Consider the following 19,400-nt stretch of genomic DNA (forward strand, 5'->3'; position numbering starts at 1 on the left):
ATGAAAAAAATTTATACTTTTCTAGAATCTATAGACATTACTCCTAATGATATTTCAATTTACAAACAAGCTTTCACGCATAAAACATTTACAAACGAAAATAAAAGAGAAGCCAATTATGAAATGTTAGAATTTTTAGGAGATTCACTTATAAATTTTAAAAGTTCACTCTATATATATAAAAAGTTTAAAAACTTAAATGAAGGTGAAGCTTCGATAAAAAGGTCACAAATTATTGATACTAATTCTTTATCATCCCTTTCCTTTAAATTAGGTTTAAATAAAATATTAAGAATTTCAAAGGGCGCTTTAGAAATTCTTAATAATAAAAAAATAAATGCAGATTTATATGAATCTTTAGTTGCAGCTATCTTTTTAGATCAAACAGAAAATAAATTAGAAGATTTTCTAAAAAAAACACTTTACCAAAAAATTGATGAAAGTATTGATGAACTCAAAAAAGACCCTAAATCTCAATTTCAAGAAATTGTACAATCTCTTTATGGAAGTAGAGAAAGATGAGGGGAATATAAAGTTCAAAAAATTGATGATGATTTTTATGCTGAATTACATTTTGAAGGTAAAATTTATGGTAAAGGAAAAGGTAAAAGTAAAAAAATAGCAGAAACAGAAGCGGCAAAGCAAGCTTTAAGCATTTTTAAAAAGAGGTAAATTATGAAATTAATAAAAGTCGAAGCTCAAGGTTTTAAATCTTTCGCAGATAGAGTAGTTTTAAATTTTGATGGTGGAGTAGTTGGTATAGTTGGTCCAAATGGTTCAGGTAAATCTAACATAAACGATGCCATTAAATGAGTTTTAGGTGAACAATCATTTAAAGCACTACGTGGTGACAGTATGGAAGATGTAATTTTTGCAGGTTCTAAAACAGTAAAAGAATTAGATCAAGCGGAAGTTATTTTAACATTTGATAACTCAGATAGAGCTGTTAGTGTTCCGCATGATATTTTTACTATATCTCGTGTTTTAAAAAGAGGTAAAGGTGGTAATGAATATTATATTAATGGAGAACATGCTAGAGCAAAAGACATAAAAGAAATAGCAATGGAATCTGGTATTTCTAAATCTTCTTTAGCAATAATTTCTCAAGGAACCATTAGTGATATTGCAGAGGCTTCTCCAGAACATAGAAGAGCAATAATTGAGGAAGCAGCAGGAACTTCCAAATATAAAGATAGAAAAGCTGAAGCAAAAAGAAAATTAGATTCTACAGAAGAAGCATTAGATAAAGTTAGAACAATAATCGATGAATTAGAAAAAAGATTAATCCCTCTAAGAAAACAAGCAGAAAAAGCTAAAATATTTATTGAAAAATCAGAAGAGTTAAAATCAATTGAAGTTGGTCTACTTGTTGAAGATTTACAATTTTTTTCTGAAAAAAATTCTTTTTTAAGTAAAGAAATAAGTGAAAATAGTGAAAAAATTAATGACTTAGAATCTAAGTTATCACTTTTTACAACTACGATAAATGAAAATAATAATCAAAAACTTAATTTAGAGCAAGAAGCAGATCAATTACAATTAGAATTATCTAAAATAGAATCTGAAATTCATCAATTAGAATTAAGACAATCTAAAATCGAGCAAAGAAGACAAGATATTTTAAATGGAACTATTCAAGCAACAACAGAAGAAAAAATAGATTCATTAAAGCAGGAATTATCTGAAACAAGAACCAAAATTGACCATTACTCTAAATTTGAAGAAACTACAGAACAAACCATTAAAGATAATACAATTAGTTTAAATAATTTAGAGCGTGAAATTTTTAGAATTATTTCAGAAAAAAATGATAAAAATAACAATATAAATAGCGCAAGGACAAAATTAGCAGTTTTAGAAGAACATAAACAAAAAAGAACAAATTTATACAAAGGTACTAGAACCATTATTGAATCAAAAGATGCTTTTGGAAAAGGGTTTAAAGGAACTGTTTTTGATTTAATTAAAACTGAAACTGAGTTCGCAAGTGCTATTGAATCAGTGCTAAAAAGCGCTTTACAACACATAGTTGTAGATACTCCAGAAACAGCGGTTAAAGCTGTTAATTTCTTAAAAGAAAATAGAGGAGGTCAAGCAACATTTATTCCTCTTTCTTCAATTCAACCAAAAGAAATGAGAAATGAACACAAAGTAGCTCTACAAGGTCAAAAAGGTTTTATAGCAATAGCTTCTGAATTAGTAAAAGTAGATAAAGAATTTGAAAAGTTAAGAGATTTTTTACTCGGAAATATTGTAGTAGCACAAACTATAGATGGTGCTAATAAATTATCTAAATTACTTCAACTTAGATATATGATAGTTACATTAGATGGAGACATTATAAGAGTTGGTGGAGTTATTTCTGGTGGTCAAAAAAATGATAATGACGATAGTTTAATGAAATTAGAAGAAAATATTGCAAGTATTAAAAATTTAATACCTTCATTAATTGAAACTAAACAAAAGTTAGAACAACAAGAAGTAGAATTATCTAATAAAAAACAAGATCTAATTTCTTCTTTAACAGAATGAAGAAATGAATTAGCCAATACTAAAGAAAAAAGAATAAAATTAGTGGATAAATATGATCAATTAAGAATACAATTAGATAGTTTTTCAAAAGAAGCACTAGAATTTTCTAAAACAAGTGATATAGCAGTTGAGTTAATGAAATTTACAACTCAAAAAAATGAATTAGCTGCTAATTTAAGAATTAAAAGAACAAGAATTACTTCTTTAGGGAACGAACTTCTTCCTTATTTAAACCAAAAATCAGAAATAGAACAACAGTTATACACTATAAACAAAGAAAATAGTGGATATGAAACAGAAAAAAATAAAATCGAAATGATTTTAAGAGAAAGCCAAAAACGTTTGACAGAATACTATCAATTGACTTTAGAATCAGCTCGTGAAAATTATAAACTAGAATTAGAAATAAATAATGCAAGAGAACTAGTTCAATCATTAAAAAATGAGCTTAAACTTTTAGGTAATGTTAATCCAGATTCAATACAAGAATGTGAAGAAGTAGAAGAAAGATATAATAACTTAAAAGAAAATGAAGAAGAGTTAAGTCAAGCTAAAGATACTATTTTAGAAGCTATTAACGAGATGGATAAAATTATCGTTAACAAAATTCAAGAAACAGTAAAAATAGTTAACGATGAATTCAGATATGTATTTCAATCAATGTTTGGTGGTGGTGATGCCAGAATAGAATACAGTGATCCACATAACATTTTAGAAACCGGAATTGAAATTATTGCCCAACCACCAGGTAAGTCAGTTAAAAATCTAAAATTATTTTCTGGTGGTGAAAAAGCGATCATCGCCATATCACTATTATTCGCTATTATAAAAGCAAAACCTATTCCTTTATGTATCTTAGATGAAGTAGAAGCTGCACTAGATGAAGCAAACGTTATTCGTTATGCAGAATTCTTACAATCATTAAAAGATAAAACTCAATTTATCGTTATAACACATCGTCATGGAACAATGACAAAAGTAGATCATCTTTTTGGTGCAACTATGCAAAAAAGAGGAGTAACTTCTTTCTTTAGCGTTGAACTATCTAAAGCTAAAGAATTAATAAAAGAAGTGGAAGAACAAAATTAAATTAATATTAAAACAACCAAATTCACCTAGAAATAAGGATTTTTGGTTGTTTTTTTTAATTCAATAACAAAATATCAATAGCTAATTTAAATTTTGTAAATTTCTTTGGAAATCCGTACTTTCTAAGCACCATTTCTAACAGTTTTTGGTATCCTAATGTTATTTTTTGTTTCTTAAATCATATTGCCAGTAATGTTTCTGTTGTAACATCTATGATAATGGTTTATCATTTTTTAAATATGGTTCAAGTTGTACATCAATCATAACAATTCACTTAATTTTAAATTTTTCTCCCTCTTTTAGTTGTATGTATGTTAAATAAACCTAATTGATTAAATCTTTTAATTAAAGTTTGGTAAGAAATTTTTCTCTTATAAAAAAATCATATTCAAAATAAAAATATGTTTTGATTAAAAGTGGTTTATTTGTTAGATATTTATTTAAAATAAGATCAGATACTTCTAAATAATTTTTAAAGACTAAATCGATTTCTAAATAAGTAACTTTGCTATTTCTTTGATGATATTTATTTTATGTGATATAACATTTTTTTTACTTTTTATAATTTTTTTATATTTTTTTACAATTGATAAACTAAAGTTTTTAATTAAACTAATATTAGATAAAGATTTTATCAATATATTTTAAAGATTTTTGTCTTTTTATTTCAAATTTTATTGAATTTTTATGTTTAAATAAGTTATGTGTTATTTTCGTAAATAACTTATACCATTTTTATTAAAAAATAGGCTCATTTTATATAAGATTAATATATAGTTTCAAATATATGTTATTAAACAATTTTTGCTATTTACTTGTTTTTTTTTTTTTTTGTAAAATGATTTTATAAATCAAAAAAATTGAATTTTATATCTTTTTTTCTTGATTTACTAATTCAAAAGGAGAAAAATGAAAAAAAGAAATTTACTATTAACAGGGATGATTAGTATAACATTGCCTTTATTATCAGTAAGTTGTATAGATAATGTGCAAATAAATCAAAACGATGATAATGACCAAGTAAAACAATATAGACAAGAAGGAGAAACTCTTTACATAGAAACAGAAATAATTAACAAAGATGTTATTCAAAAAATATTAGAAGATGAATCAATTAATCGGGAAGCAGTAACAAAAATATACTCAAGAAAAGCTAAATTAGTATCCTTTCAAACTACTATTGATAATATTTCAGAAGATAGCAAAGATATATTAAAGTTTAATTTTAAAAATTTAAAAGAAATTGATTTAATAAATGTAGAAAGAATTGATCATTATGCATTTACAAGAATAGATTCGTTAATATCTGTAAACCTACCAAACGTAACTGAAATAGGGGATGAAGCTTTTGCTAGAACATCTTCGCTTGAAACTTTTAGTGCTCCAAAATTAAAAAAACTTGGAAGAGAAGTTTTCTATAAGGCTAAGTTAGTTAAGGATATTAAGGACCCTTTAATTATAGGAAAAGTTTTAGTAAAAATAAGTCCTGATTTAGATAAATTTTCTAACACTGAAGTAGAATACGTTGCTGATTATGTCTTTGGTCATGACTCTTTTGGCGGAAGCAGTAGCAATACACGGCTAAAATCTATCAATTTACCAAACGTAACTGAAATAGAGAGAAATGCCTTTCAAGGTGCTCATGGACTCGAAATAGTTAATCTACCAAACGTAACCAAAATAGGGGAAACTGCTTTTTATGGAGCACTTTTGCTTAAAACTTTTAGTGCTCCAAAATTAAAAAATGTATTTTTTAATTCTTTTATGGAAACTCCATTGTTAAATGAAAAATTAAATCAAAATGAAAACTTAATTATAGGAAAAGTTTTGGTTGCAGTAAGCCCAAATACAAGAGAATTATTTAATACAGAAGTTGAATATGTTGCTAATTTTGCCAATAGAAGTAATAAAGTGCTAACATCCGTAAACCTACCAAACGTAACTGAAATAGGGGAATATGCTTTTTATGAAGCATCTTCGCTTGAAACTTTTAGTGCTCCAAAATTAAAAATTATAGGAAAAGATGCATTTAAAGGTACTAAAGTCAATCTAAATTCATCAAAAAATAATTAATAATTTGGGAAAATGACAAAAATTTTAATTTTAATAATAAATTTTTATAAAAATTTTTGTTTAAATAAAAAGTAAAAAATGATAGAAATTTACATCGGACCTAATGGTTTTGGAAAGACGAAAAATTTAGAAAAAAAACGAAATGAACTGATTGAAAATGGTGGTGTTGAAAAAATTGATATATTATTTTTAGAATCTGAAATTTTATTAAGTGATGAAGTTAAGGATACAAAAGACGAAACACTGGCAATGGAATATATTTTGTATGAACTTTTGGAAAGTAATAATATTATTAAAAATTTAAAAAATGAATTACAGACAGAAATTAATAATGTTATTAACCAAAATGCAGAACATTTTAATTCAATGATAAAAGAAGTTTTAGAAACTAATAAACAAGAATCAAATCAAAACTTTATTACTGTAAATCAAAAAGGTATAAAATATAAAAATCTTGTTTCTATAGAAAATAAAGATTTTTGAACGAAAACTGGATCTGGACAAAGAATGCAATTACTTTTACATCTAGTAAAAAATAGTAGTAAAAAATATATATTCTTGGATGAACCAGAGAAATATAGTCATCCTTCAATGTTGAATAAAACGGCAAAAATAATAAAACAATTAGACGAAGACGGAAAACAAGTTTTTATATCAACGCATAGTCCTAAACTTTTACAAATGTTAGATATCGAATTATCAAAAATTCATATCTTTAATGATATAACATATGAACCTAAAAATATAAAATTAGATTCAATTATTTCTGATCTTTCTTCAAAACTATCAGTACCTATTAATAACTATGATAAAAAATATGCAAAATATTATGAAATAAAAACTTGTGAAAGTATGATTAAAAAAATTCATTACAAAGATTTTTTAGAATGTTTATTTGCAGAAAAAATTTATATGTGTGAAGGAATTAATGATAAACTATTTTTAGAAAAATACTTGCAAGATAATAATAAATTTTATGAAGAATATTCTATTATAAGTACATATGGTAAATTTTCAATGCCTTTATTTTATCTATATTTAAAAGCCTAAAAATCGATGTGTTTTGTATCTTTGATAAAGATAATGAAGATAAAAATGAACATAAAAAAACTAATGAATTTATTCGAGAACATTCCAAAGGATATTATGAATTTAGTCCAAATCTAGAAGAACAACTAGGATATAAAAATAAAAAAAGTGATAATTTAGAATTCTATAATCATATTTCAAATATTGATTTCTCAGAAGATGAATACAAAATAATATTTAAGAGCAAATTAGAAGACGATAAATAAAATACTCCGAATGCAAAATCAAGTGTAACACTATAACGTAAAACTAAAAAGTGATGCGCTTGATTTTTTATTTATAGGATTTAACCCTAAATTATGGAATTAAATATTAAAAAATAACCTTAAAAATATAGGTTATTCTACATTTTTAAATTGTGAATGACTTTCCTGTGGTATTATGAAAAATAATTAAAATAAAAAACACTGTATAGAAAGTGAATTTTTAAGTACTGATTAGTTACTTATTTTTTAAGACTATTTAATAAGATATAAATGCAAATTGCAGTAGGATGTTTTTCTCAAAATTTTTATGACTATTTTTTGATTTAAATTAAATATAGCTATCTAATAAAACTCATAATTTTTATATTATTTATTCTACTAAATAATAATTATTAGTAAGTTTAAAATGATTTTTATCTAATATAATTTAATAATATAAATGTAAAAATATTAAGAAATTATAACAAATTAAATGTATATTTTGCTTACCTAGGAGGATATAATGATTAATAAGAAAAATATTCTTGATAATTGAATAATGATTGAAAGACTTAGCGAAGGTAATTGAAATGAAAAAGATTATAAAAAAATTCAAATTCAAGGAAATGACTATTATGAATCTTTTAGTAAAAATTTTAAAAATAAAAATGAATGCTTGATCCTTATTTTTAAAATTTTTAATTCAAAAGAACTAATATATAATTTTTTAAGTAAAGAAAATAATTATGAAATAAATAATGATGAATTGGAATTAATAGGAACTAACAAATTTAGCTTTGCTATATGTTTCAATGATAAACTAGAATTAATAAAAGAATTTACATTCTATACATGGAGTGCATATCTCAAAGAGAATGATGTAAAGTTAAAATTTCCTTCTGAATTCGAAAAAAAAGAAAAAGAACTTTCGGAAAATATAGAAAATATATTTACAAATGAAAGAAATGAAGACCAAAAAGCATTTTTCAATAAAGCATTTAAAGAATTTATAGAAAGTTATGAAATTGATATGAATTTTTCTAGATATAAGACAGTTTATGCTGACGCTGTTGATCCTTTATTACATTCGTTTTTTATTAAAGATTTAGAAAAAGCTAAAAATATATCAACAGAAAATCTTGATAAATACTTATCTTTACCTGATAAAGAAAGTGGTAAAAAAATAAAAAGAATAAATTTAGATAATAAACACGAAGAAGGAATTGAAAAAATAAGTGAAATATTAGAACCGAAAAAATATCCATACTCAAGGTTTCCAAGCAATTCAAAATATTCACTTTCACTAATGCAACAAGTCGCTCTAAACATCATAATTAACGAGAATTATGATAATATACAAATGAAAAGTGTAAATGGACCACCAGGAACAGGAAAAACCACTTTATTAAAAGACGTCTTTGCTGAATTAATTTGTAGGCAAGCTTATCAAATTGTGAAATTAAATTTAAAAAATATAAAATATTATTCTAAACCAATGAATAAAGAAACCACGAATAAAATTGGGAAACTCCCTATAGAAATATCAGATAAAGGAATTTTTGTGGTTAGTTCAAATAATACAGCTGTTCAGAATATTGTTAATGAGTTACCTTTATTAGATAAAATAGATGATAATCTAAAGGAAAAATTAAAAGCTGTAAATTATTTTAGAAAAACCGCTAATAGTAAAAAAAATGAAGAAAATAATGCAATAGATAGTGAAAATAATAAATCAAAAAATGATGTGGAATATGAAAAATGAGGCCTTTTCTCATTAGAAGGTGGTAAAAAAACAAACCTAAATAATATTATTGAAAAGATTGAAGATGTTATAGAGGAACTAAATGAGTATTCCAAAAATCGAAACAACAATGCATATGAAGAATATTTAGAACTATATAATAAGATAGAAGAGCAAAAAAATAATATACAAGAAACACTAAATAAATTGAAGTTTTTACAAGATGAGTCTAAAAAAATAATTAATGTTTTAAATGAACAAAAAAATCTTGATGATAATAATATTAATTTTTCTTTAAATTTATTACTAGAAGAAGGTAATAAATATAAATCAGAAATTAAAAACTACGATTATTCTCTTAAATTAAAAGAAGATGAAGTTTATATAAAAAAACTAAAAATGCCTTCATGAATTAGTCAACTATTTAAAACTAAAAAATATAAAAAACATTTTTTAGAACTAGAAAATTTAATTGATGAAAAAAAATCATTGATCGATTTAAGAAATAAAGTAAAGAATAAAATAAAATTAATTGAAAAACTTAAAGAAAATAAAGAATATATTGATAAAATCGATAAATATTTAGTTTCTAAAAATATTAAAGTATTAGATTTTAATGTTGAAAATTCAGAATTTCAATTATCCAACCCTTGATTTAATCAAGAATATAGAGAAATGCAATCAAATTTATTCATTTTATCTTTAAAAGTTAGAAAACATTTTCTTAGTTATAATATGGAGAATTTAAGAGAGGCTAAAAAAATTTTAGATGATAAGTGAAAAAATAAAGTTGATATAGAATCTGATGCACTTCACCAAGCGTGATATTGAATCAATATGGTTGTTCCAGTGATTAGTTCAACTTTTGCAAGTATATCTAGGATGTTTGGAGATTTTAAAGAAAATTCAATAGGTTATTTATTTGTTGATGAAGCTGGACAAGCAGTTCCACAAGCTGCTGTAGGCGCTATTTTTAGAAGTAAAAATATCACTGTTGTTGGAGATCCATCACAAATTGAACCAGTTTCAGTGTTAGATAAAAATACCCTAAAATGAATAACAAAAAAATATAATTTACCTGAAGAAATTAATACTTCGGTTCAGGAAATTTTTGATAGTCATAGTAAATTTGGATTTTACAAAAAAATAGTGAATGAATTGGTATTCCTCTTTGGGTACATCGAAGATGTTTAAATCCTATGTTTCAAATTTCTAATGAAATTTCTTATGATGGAAATATGGTTCAAGGCAATAAAGAAGATAAAGAAAAAGGCGATAATGGAATTTGAATAAATGTTAAAGGAATTGCAACAAATAAACATTATGTTCAAGAACAATACGAAATTTTAAATAAATATTTAGATAAAATAAAAAAACGGAATATTGATTTAAAAGATGTGTTTATTATTTCTCCGTTTAAGTCAATTGTTAATAAACTTAAAAGAAATTTAGAAGAAAAAATAATAGAAAAAAATATAGGTACAGTTCATGCTTTTCAGGGAAAAGAAGCTAAAATTGTTTTTTTAGTTCTTGGTTGTGATAAATATAGTTTGAGTTCTGCTAGATGAGCAGTTGGCAACGACAATCCTAATATTATGAACGTAGCAGCAACACGTGCAAAAGAAGAATTTTACATTATAGGGGATAAGGAAATATATGAATCACTTAATAGTGATGTAATTAAAGTTTGCTTAAAGCATTTAAAAAGCGTTGATTTCTAACTTTGAAGTAAGTCAATGTAGAAAATTTAGCTTAATTTAATCAATCTAAAATAATATTTGGTGAAGAATAAAAAACAAACATACTCATAAATCAAGTTGATGATTTATATTTAATTTATATAGTATGTTTGTTTTTATAATTTAGTTAATTTTTATTCTGAAATTCTAACAGATTATCTTACTTATAAAGATAAATTACACAAATTATTTTAAAATTATCAATTGTATTTAAAAATTAGTTGCTATTTGTAATGGTTTTTAATTTTTATTTTAGAATTCTTTTTTTATTTCGTTAATTTTGTTTTCAATAATTTTTTTAATATTTTCCGGATTTGAAAGTCAGAATAAAGGGAATATCTGATTATTATCAAGTTTTATAAAAAGACAATTTTTAAAGATTTTATTTGGTGATTTAATTTCTATTTCTTTTATTTCTAAAATATTTATTTCATTATTATTTTTAGAATTAATATTTCAATTTTTATGTATAAGTTTTAGATAATAATTACTGTAACTTATTAATAATTTATCATTAATAAGTCCAAATTCTGTGTTTGTGTTTTTTAAGATTATGAAAAAAATAGAAATTATATTTCATACAGTACTTGGTAACGATCAGATAATAAGAAATCAATAAAGAAATTGAAATATAAATCTTGTATCTTTATCTTCGTAATGTTCTAAAATATATAAAATATTAGAGTTAGTTAGGTACAAATTTACAGAAGAAAATATTAACATTATTAATCAAGCTAAACCTGCGATCAAGTTAATAGTAATTGGTTTTACTAAATTTGGGCGTTCTATTATCATATTTTTATTATTCCTTTTTTTGCACTATATTTTAATTAGTGTTCTAATTTAAGTATATTAATAGCAATAAGGAAGTAAAAACAAAATTATTATAGATAAAATTTTAATAATTTTAATTTTATTCTAACTTCCTAGAATATATTTTAAAAAAAAAAAAAAAAAACAAAGAAAATCACCGCAAAACTGCGGTGATAATATTTTTATTATTTTTTATTAGCAAAGTATTCTCTAACAATTGGCGCTACTTGTTCACCATATAATTTAATTGCTTTTAATAAATCTTCGTGCGGTACTGAACCTGTTGGTAAGTGTAACATAAATCTATCTAAATCTAATTCTTCCATTAATTTAATAATTTTTCTAGCAACAGTTTTTGGATCACCAACAATCATTGCTCCTTCTTCAGAAGTCATATGTTCATACGCTTTTTCACTTAGTTCTGTTCAACTTTGTCTTGTTCTTGCAATATTATCTACTAATTGTTTAGTAGGGAAGAAAAATTCTTTTTTAGCTTTTTCATCTGTTTCACTTATATAACCTCATGAATGCGCTCCTACTTTTAATTTTTCTTCAGAGTGACCTGCTTCTTTACCTATTTTTTTATAAGCTTCAACTAAACGTTTAAAAGCAAAAGGATTTCCACCTATGATTGCATATACAATAGGAAGTCCTTTAATCGCAATATTAACGGTAGAATTTAAATTACCTCCAGTTGCTACTCATATTGGTAAATCAATTGCTCTAGGATAAACACCTTTAGCATCAATTGATTGAGTTAATTTTCCTTTTCATGTTACTATTTCATTTTCTTTTATGTGTAACAACATGTCTAGTTTTTCTGTAAATAGCTCGTCATAGTCTTTCAAATCGTATCCAAATAATGGGAATGATTCGATAAATGATCCTCTTCCGACCATTATTTCAGCTCTTCCTTTTGATAATGCATCAACGTGAGCAAAATTTTGATATATTCTTACTGGGTCAGCAGAAGAAAGGACTGTTACAGCACTAGTTAATTTAATATTTTTTGTATTTACAGCTCCAGCAGCTAAAATCATTTCTGGGCTAGAAATAGCAAAGTCTTCTCTATGGTGTTCTCCAACAGCATAAAGATCTAAACCAACTTTATCAGCCAATTCAATCTCTTCTATCATGTTTCTAATTCTTAAATCATGAGAAATAACTTTTCCTGTTTTTTCAAGAATAGTAGTTTCTCCGAATGTAGAAATTCCTAATTCAACTTTTTTCATTTTAATATCCCTTTTTAATTATTTTTATGTTTCTATTATATTACTTTTAATATATATTTTTTGAAAAAGTTAATTTTTTATTAAAATTTAGTATTTTTTTTATAGTTTTTGATATTTTCATTTTTTTCTTATAATAAATCTTTTTTTGTTATTTGAATATATTCCCCGATTTTTAGATCATCAGGCAATAATAAATTATTAAAAGAAATTCTTTTCAGAAATAATACTTTTAGATTAAATTTTGCAAACATTCTTTTTACTTGATGAAATTTTCCCTCTCTTATTGTAAGATGAGAGGAATTTTTATTTAGTATTTCTAATTCAGAAGGTAATACCTTTTCATATTCATTAATTCAAAAGCCTTCTTTAAATTTTTCAATTAAATTTGTTGGTATTTCATTATCTAGTTCTACATAATAAGTTTTACTAACGTGTTTTTTAGGGCTTAATAAATTATGGGTTATTTCCCCATCATTGGTAATGATTAAAAGACCCTCGGTATCTTTATCTAGTCTACCGATAGTGTGTAAATTTTTATATTTTAAAATCTCTTTATCTAGCAATTCAAAAACAATTTTATGTAAATTATCTTTATTAGCACAAACATAATTTTGAGGTTTATTTAAAAGAATATAGATAAATTTTTCTTTTATTTTTACAATTTGATCATTTATCATTATTTCTATATTTTCAATATTTTCTATTAAAACGCTTTTTGTAATTATTTTTCCATTAACTTTAACTTTTTTATTGTTTATTAACTTTTTAATTTCTGATCTACTATAGTCGGAATTTTCAGATAATATTTTCTCAATTCTTTGTTTCATATTACTTTTTACTTTAAATTTTCCATATCAATTATTGCATCGAATTTTTTATAGTGTATTTCATCTAAATTATGATTTATTAATATTAAAGTAATATTTTTATCTTCTATTAAATTATTTAATATTGTTTCAACATTTTTTCTATCTAAATTAGAAAAAACCTCATCAAAAATTAAAAAAGTTTTTTCAAGATAAAAAGTTCTAGCTAATGAAAGTCTTTGTTTTTGTCCTTCAGATAATTTTAAAGCATTTTCATTAGATAATAATTTATTTTTTATCTCTTCTAAAAGGTTTGCCTTTTGTAATGAAGCCTCTAATTTGTTATTTTCCGGCTCTTGTCATAAAACTATATTGTTCATAATCGAATCATCGAAAATGATGTTATCACTATTTAAATATGTAATATAGTTTTTAAAAGAGATATCACTTATGTTTTTTATATCTGTATCATTTATTAAAATAGAACCTTTAAAGTTTTCTTCAATGCCTAAAATCAGCTTTAGTAAAGTGCTTTTACCAGAACCAGATTCACCTTTTATTAAATATTTTTTTCCTTTTTCAAAGGAGAGGTTAACATTATTAAACACCTTTTCTTCTTTTAAATAAGAAAAGCTTAAATTTTTAATTTCTATTTTTTCGATTTCCTGATTTAACTTTAATTTAGAATTCTCTTTCTCTATATTAAATTCTATTTTTTTAATTATGTTTTTTGAAGTTTTAATTTTTTTAATTTGAGAAATATAGCTAGGTACTGAAGAAATAAGTCTAGGAAATAAATAATTAACAAAAGTTAAGGTAAATATAGTTATATGTTCTACATTTAAGAATAATAGAATAGCGATTATAAGAATAGATAAATATTGCAAAATTGCCAAAATTTTATCTGGTATAAATTCATTTAGATTTTGTGCATTATTTATTTTTAAACTAGCTTCAAAAAGTTTTTTATTTAATTCTAAAGAATTATCTGCTATTTTTTTGGTTTTATTGGCATAATACAAAATTTTAAAACCATCTAAATAATTATCAACTAGTTGAAGAAAATTTGTTCTTGCTTCAGAGAAATCTGTCTGTTTTTTAGTCTGCTTTTTATTAAAGAAAAAAGAAAGAATAATAGAAAATAAAATTATTACTATAATTATTGGAATTAGATAAAAACTAATAAAAGCAGCAGTTATTAAGCTCACTAATAAAGCAACAGTATTACCTATAATTTTAATAATAGATAAAATCACTTGATCAAAAACAATCATACTATCATTAAAAATAACATTAAAAATTTTTGAACCATCAAATTCATAATTGTTTTTAGCATTACTATCCTGAAATTTATTAAACACATTTTCAATCAAAGCGTTAATTAATTTCATACGGAAATAAACATCTAATTTTACTCTTCATCAAATTGTAAATTTTGTAAAAAAATCAGTAAATAAAATTGCGAATAAAATAACAATAATAGTTTTTAGATCTTTGGTTTTATCATCAATTGAAATGGAAGCTTTTAAAACAATAGATGAAATATATGCTATTAGCATACCGAAAACAAAGGAAGATAAAACATTGATTATTTCAGCTATTATATAAAGAATTGTATATTTTTTGGAAGATTTAATTGCTCATTTCATTTTTTATTTCCTCCATATCAATTATTTCATCATACATTTCGAAATTTTGAGCATGATGACTAATGTTTATAACAGTTAACTCTTTATTATTAAAAAGATATTTTTCTATAAAGTCTATGTTTTCTTTGTCGATGTTAGCAAGAGCCTCATCAAGAATTAAAAGATTTTTATTATTAAAAAAGTGTCTAGCAAAATTAATTCTTTGTTTTTGTCCTGTAGATAAACTATTAGAAATATTTAGTTTATAGTTGATTTCTAAGTTAGATAAATTTACCTTTTCTAATGCTTCTTTTACTCTTTTTTCCTCTTTTTCTTCTCAAAGAGTTATATTATTATAAATCGTATCAAAGAACACAAATTCTTTAGAATCTAAATAAGTAAAAAAATTGTTAATTTCCTGTTTTGAAATTTCTTTAATATTATGTTTGTTTAAAAGTATTTTTCCTTCAAATCCATCTAATTGTTTTGTAAGTATATTAATAAGTGTGCTTTTTCCAGATCCAGATCTTCCTTTAATTAAATATTTTCCGCCTTTTTTGAATTCAAAATTAAAGTTTTTAAAAATATATTCACCTTCTTTATATTTAAAACTTAGATTTTCTATTTTAAGAGTTTCAAATTTTTCTTTCGATATTTCAGATAGCATATTTTCCGGGTATGAGTAACTATTTTGAAATTCTAAAATTTTTTCTTTCAAGCTTTTATAATGGACAAAAAATCAAGCAGAAGTTCTGAAAGATAAACTGATTTTAAAACTTAAAGCAGGGATTATTATGATTGTAGCAGAAGGTTCGTTATGAAATAAGATAAAGTAACCAGTTATAAATAATAACAACATATCAGTAACAGTTATTATGTACCAAGATATAACTTCAATTGAAAATAAGATAGAAAACTTTTTCATTATTTTTTTTCTAAAAATGGTATTAATATTGTTTAGTTTATTTTTAAAAATATTTCTTATGTTTAGAAAATAAAATAGTTTATAAGTAGATAGAAAAGAGTTAATTTGAATATTTCCGGTTTCATATTCTTTAATTAATTCTTTTCATTTTTTAGATGTAAAACTAGACATTATTAAAGGAATAATTGTTGTAATTATAGAAAATAGTAAAATAAATAAACTTAATGTTAAACTGGAATTAATAGCCAAAACAATAGAAATTACAATAGTGGAAGAATAAAAGAAAAGATCAAAAAAACTAGCATATATTCTATCCATTATTAATGGAATTTGATCTTGAATTTGAGAAATAAATTTACCTTTTGATTTTTTTTCAAAGTTTAATACACTTTCATTCACTATCGATAATAAAATATCCTTCCTTAAGTGAAATTGAATTTTACTAAAAAGTTTATTTCTAAAAAAAAGTTTTATAAGTGCAACCACTATTGATAAAGTTAAAAGTAAAGCTTCAATAGTTATTCAAATATAAAATTCTTTTTTATTATTTTTTGTGATAAGCTCTAATATTATTCCGGGAATGTAAACAGAAAAAGTAATTTGAATAGCCATTAAAATTTCTAGAATAATAGCTAGAACTGAAAGTTTTTTTTCTTCTTTTAAATATTTAAACATTTACTCTCCTTTATAGTTTGTTAAAATTAATGATTTTATTACCATTTCATTTATCATTTTTTCTTTAATGAATGATTTTAAATATTTAATATTTCCGCCTGTATAAAATATGGGTAAGTTTTCTTCGTTATTTTCTTTTATTAAAGACTTTATACTGTAATAATGACCTTTTAATATACCTATAGAAATAGCATCTTTTGTATTTGTACCTAATTTTAAAGTTTTATCATAATTTAAACTAATTTTTTTTATTTTTGATGCAGAAGAGAATAAAGAAATTAGATTAGTTTCAATACCCGGCATAATAATAACCCCTTCCAAAATGTTATTTTGAATTTTTGATATTACTGTTGCTGTTCCTAAAGAAACAATAATTCCGCTTTTAAATTTTTCAGAAACAAAAAGAGCATTTAATAAAATATCGCTTCCTACCTTAGAAATATCAATACTAGAATTAAGTTTTAAAGAATAATTATTAATTATAAAATCGTTTTTAATGATAGTTGTTTTAATACCAATTTCATTTAGGCTTTCTATAATTAATTTATTTAGTTTGGGTTTTACAGAAGAAAGTAAAGCCTTTTTAAATTGAATATTTTCATTTAAAATTTCATTTATTATCTTTTCTTTATTTAAATTATGTGATTTAATCTTCTTAATTAGTAGTTTTTTATTTTTATTGTAGTATCCAATTTTTAATAAAGAGTTACCTAAATCTAAAAATAGCATTATTAATTTTTAAAATCCTTAAAAAGTTTTTCATATTCTCCTCATTCTAATTCTTGCGGTCTAATATTCTCTTTTAAATTATTAATTTTTAATACTTCTAAAATTTTATTTTTTGTAAAAGTTGTTTTTAAATTATTAAACAAAGTTTTTCTTTTCATAGAAAAACAAATTTTAATAAAGTTTAAAAATTCATTAACATAATTTTGATCTAAATTTTCTTTAAAATTTAAAGTTATAATAGCTGAATTAACCTTAGGTTTAGGTAAAAAACAAGATGGTGGTACAACAAATTCCTTTTTAATTTCTGCTAAAAATTGACATGAAACAGATAATTTACTATATTCAGGAGTATTTTTAAGAGCTTTAATTCTATCAGCAACCTCTTCTTGAACCATTATTGTCATTTTTGAAAAGAGACTTATATTTTTAAAAATTTTAAAAATTATATCACTAGTTATGTAATAGGGTAAATTAGCCACTAAGTGTTTTTTTTCTTTTCAATTTAAATCATTTTTTAAAAAATCAGAATTTATGAGTGTAAAATTTTCACCTTTAATTTTGCTATTTAAAATTGATATCATATCACTATCGATTTCATAAGCTATTAAAGATTTCGCTTCTTTAACTAATAATTCTGTTATAGCTCCTTGACCGGGTCCTATCTCTATAACATCTTTATCTTTAATTTCAGATACTTCAATAATCTTATTTATTATGTTTTTATCTATTAAAAAGTTTTGTCCTAAATGTTTTTTGGCTTTAATATTTTTATTAATCATTAAACTTTAAAAACCCTTTCCACATTTTTTATAATTTGTTCTTTCATTTTTTCTTTTGAAATACCTTTAATTAAAGAAATTGTCTCTAAAACATAAAGAACAAAATAGGAATGATTTGTTTTTGATCTAAATGGTTCAGGAGTAAGGTATGGAGCATCTGTTTCTGTAAATATTCTCTCTAAAGGAATCATTTCTATTACTTTCCGCGATTCAATATTTTTTTTAAATGTTATTACACCAGAAAAAGAAAAATATAAATTAGAAAGCTTTAGAAATTTCTTTGTTCACTCAACGTTTCCGCTGTAGGTGTGAAAAATAAAGTTTATATTTTGATATTCTTTTTTGTTTAAAATTTTGTATATGTCTTCAAAAGCTTCTCTAATGTGTAAGATAACAGGTAAATTAAACTTTTTAGCAATTTTAATTTGTGAAATCAATGCATTTATTTGAATTTCCCTTGGTGGGTTATTTTCGTAGTAATAATCTAATCCTACTTCTCCTATAGCAACAACGTCTTGATTTATCTCTTTTTCTAGAAGGGCAAAATTATCATTTTCTCTCACATTATTAGGATGAATTCCTAATACAGGGAAAAGGTTTTTGTATTTTTTATAAATATTAATTATTTCTTTATTTTCCTTTCATGAAGTAGAAACGAAAAACATTTTCTCTATTCCGTTTTGAAAATTTTCTTGAATTTCTTGATCGGGGTTGTCGTAGTATTCTAAAAAAGGATGCGTATGTAGATCTATTAATTTTTTTTCTTTTACATCATTAGTTTTTATAGAGTACATTAATGTTTCTTTATCATTATCTATTTTTTTTAAAAAAATAGGATGAAACTTTTGTATAACTTTATAAGAAGCGATATTTGATTTACTATGAGTTATTAAAATTTCATCTTGATCAAACTCATTTTTTAAAACTAATAGCGCTTTCTCTAAACACAATGTAGCTAGACCTTTATTTCTACATTTAGGATTTGTTCAATATCCTATATTTCCAAATGAATCAATTATATTATTATTTTTTTCTGAAATTCGAACATTAAAAAAAGCGGCAATCTCATCAAAATCTTTATCCAAATCTATTAAAAAATAAAATTTTCCCATAAGATTCATAGGATTATCAAATGTTCTTAAAGATTTTAAAAATTGTATAACTTTATCAAACTCACTTTTAGTATCTTTTATATTTGCGAAGTTAAAGTAATTTTCAAAATCTGTATTAATAAAGACTTGTTTTCATTTTTCGCTTAGTTCCACAAATTTAAAATTAGCCATTTTATTCCTGTCTATTTTGTTTTTTAAATAATTATTTTATAATATTTATTAATATTATTTAAATTTTACAACAAAGGAGAAA

At 23.3% G+C, this 19,400-nt stretch carries 15 protein-coding genes; 7 read left to right on the forward strand and 8 right to left on the reverse strand.

The genetic code is table 4. The features are described from left to right. The 7 genes from rnc to NX772_RS01060 all read left to right on the forward strand — a co-directional run bounded on the left by rnc (position 1) and on the right by NX772_RS01060 (position 10,430). Positions 1-672, forward strand: coding sequence for a ribonuclease III (gene rnc, locus NX772_RS01030; RefSeq protein WP_027123254.1), 672 nt, complete (start codon positions 1-3; stop codon positions 670-672). 3 nt (positions 673-675) lie between these two features. Further along, positions 676-3,621, forward strand: a complete 2,946-nt coding sequence (locus NX772_RS01035; RefSeq protein ID WP_027123253.1) for an AAA family ATPase — start codon at positions 676-678, stop codon at positions 3,619-3,621. Positions 3,622-4,530: 909 nt separating this feature from the next. Further along, positions 4,531-5,694: a leucine-rich repeat protein gene (locus NX772_RS01040; protein WP_027123252.1), complete on the forward strand. Its 1,164-nt coding sequence runs from the start codon at positions 4,531-4,533 to the stop codon at positions 5,692-5,694. A gap of 78 nt (positions 5,695-5,772) precedes the next feature. Next, positions 5,773-6,744 (forward strand): AAA family ATPase, encoded by a 972-nt coding sequence (locus tag NX772_RS01045; RefSeq protein ID WP_027123251.1) that lies wholly within the window; start codon positions 5,773-5,775, stop codon positions 6,742-6,744. Between the two features lie 8 nt (positions 6,745-6,752). After that, positions 6,753-6,989 (forward strand): hypothetical protein, encoded by a 237-nt coding sequence (locus NX772_RS01050; RefSeq protein WP_027123250.1) that lies wholly within the window; start codon positions 6,753-6,755, stop codon positions 6,987-6,989. 502 nt (positions 6,990-7,491) lie between these two features. Next, positions 7,492-9,903: an AAA domain-containing protein gene (locus NX772_RS01055; protein ID WP_051542142.1), complete on the forward strand. Its 2,412-nt coding sequence runs from the start codon at positions 7,492-7,494 to the stop codon at positions 9,901-9,903. Between the two features lie 5 nt (positions 9,904-9,908). Next, the gene (locus tag NX772_RS01060; protein WP_051542141.1) at positions 9,909-10,430 is read left to right on the forward strand and encodes an AAA domain-containing protein; all 522 of its coding nucleotides are present in this window, start codon (positions 9,909-9,911) and stop codon (positions 10,428-10,430) included. Between the two features lie 270 nt (positions 10,431-10,700). Here NX772_RS01060 and NX772_RS01065 read toward each other — a convergent pair whose 3' ends face one another. The 8 genes from NX772_RS01065 to NX772_RS01100 all read right to left on the reverse strand — a co-directional run bounded on the left by NX772_RS01065 (position 10,701) and on the right by NX772_RS01100 (position 19,318). Beyond that, the gene (locus NX772_RS01065; RefSeq protein WP_027123249.1) at positions 10,701-11,243 is read right to left on the reverse strand and encodes a hypothetical protein; all 543 of its coding nucleotides are present in this window, start codon (positions 11,241-11,243) and stop codon (positions 10,701-10,703) included. Positions 11,244-11,446: 203 nt separating this feature from the next. Then, positions 11,447-12,493, reverse strand: a complete 1,047-nt coding sequence (locus NX772_RS01070; RefSeq protein WP_027123248.1) for an LLM class flavin-dependent oxidoreductase — start codon at positions 12,491-12,493, stop codon at positions 11,447-11,449. A 128-nt stretch (positions 12,494-12,621) separates the two neighbouring features. After that, positions 12,622-13,320: a pseudouridine synthase gene (locus NX772_RS01075; RefSeq protein WP_027123247.1), complete on the reverse strand. Its 699-nt coding sequence runs from the start codon at positions 13,318-13,320 to the stop codon at positions 12,622-12,624. 8 nt (positions 13,321-13,328) lie between these two features. Then, positions 13,329-14,948, reverse strand: a complete 1,620-nt coding sequence (locus NX772_RS01080; protein WP_027123246.1) for an ABC transporter ATP-binding protein — start codon at positions 14,946-14,948, stop codon at positions 13,329-13,331. Further along, positions 14,932-16,527 (reverse strand): ATP-binding cassette domain-containing protein, encoded by a 1,596-nt coding sequence (locus NX772_RS01085; protein WP_027123245.1) that lies wholly within the window; start codon positions 16,525-16,527, stop codon positions 14,932-14,934. The genes NX772_RS01080 and NX772_RS01085 overlap by 17 nt, the downstream gene beginning before the upstream one ends. Further along, on the reverse strand, positions 16,528-17,256 hold the full coding sequence (locus NX772_RS01090) for a type III pantothenate kinase (protein WP_027123244.1): 729 nt from the start codon (positions 17,254-17,256) through the stop codon (positions 16,528-16,530). It lies immediately after the preceding gene. Positions 17,257-17,258: 2 nt separating this feature from the next. Continuing rightward, the gene (gene rsmA, locus NX772_RS01095) at positions 17,259-18,035 is read right to left on the reverse strand and encodes a 16S rRNA (adenine(1518)-N(6)/adenine(1519)-N(6))-dimethyltransferase RsmA (RefSeq protein WP_036450091.1); all 777 of its coding nucleotides are present in this window, start codon (positions 18,033-18,035) and stop codon (positions 17,259-17,261) included. Then, positions 18,035-19,318 carry a TatD family hydrolase gene (locus NX772_RS01100; RefSeq protein ID WP_051542140.1) on the reverse strand — a complete coding sequence of 428 codons (1,284 nt, stop codon included), beginning with the start codon at positions 19,316-19,318 and terminating at the stop codon, positions 18,035-18,037. Before NX772_RS01100 ends, rsmA begins: the two co-directional genes overlap by 1 nt. Between the last annotated feature and the right edge of the window lie 82 nt (positions 19,319-19,400).

Source organism: Mesomycoplasma molare, from assembly GCF_024918955.1.
GTDB lineage: Bacteria > Bacillota_I > Bacilli_A > Mycoplasmatales > Metamycoplasmataceae > Mesomycoplasma_A > Mesomycoplasma_A molare.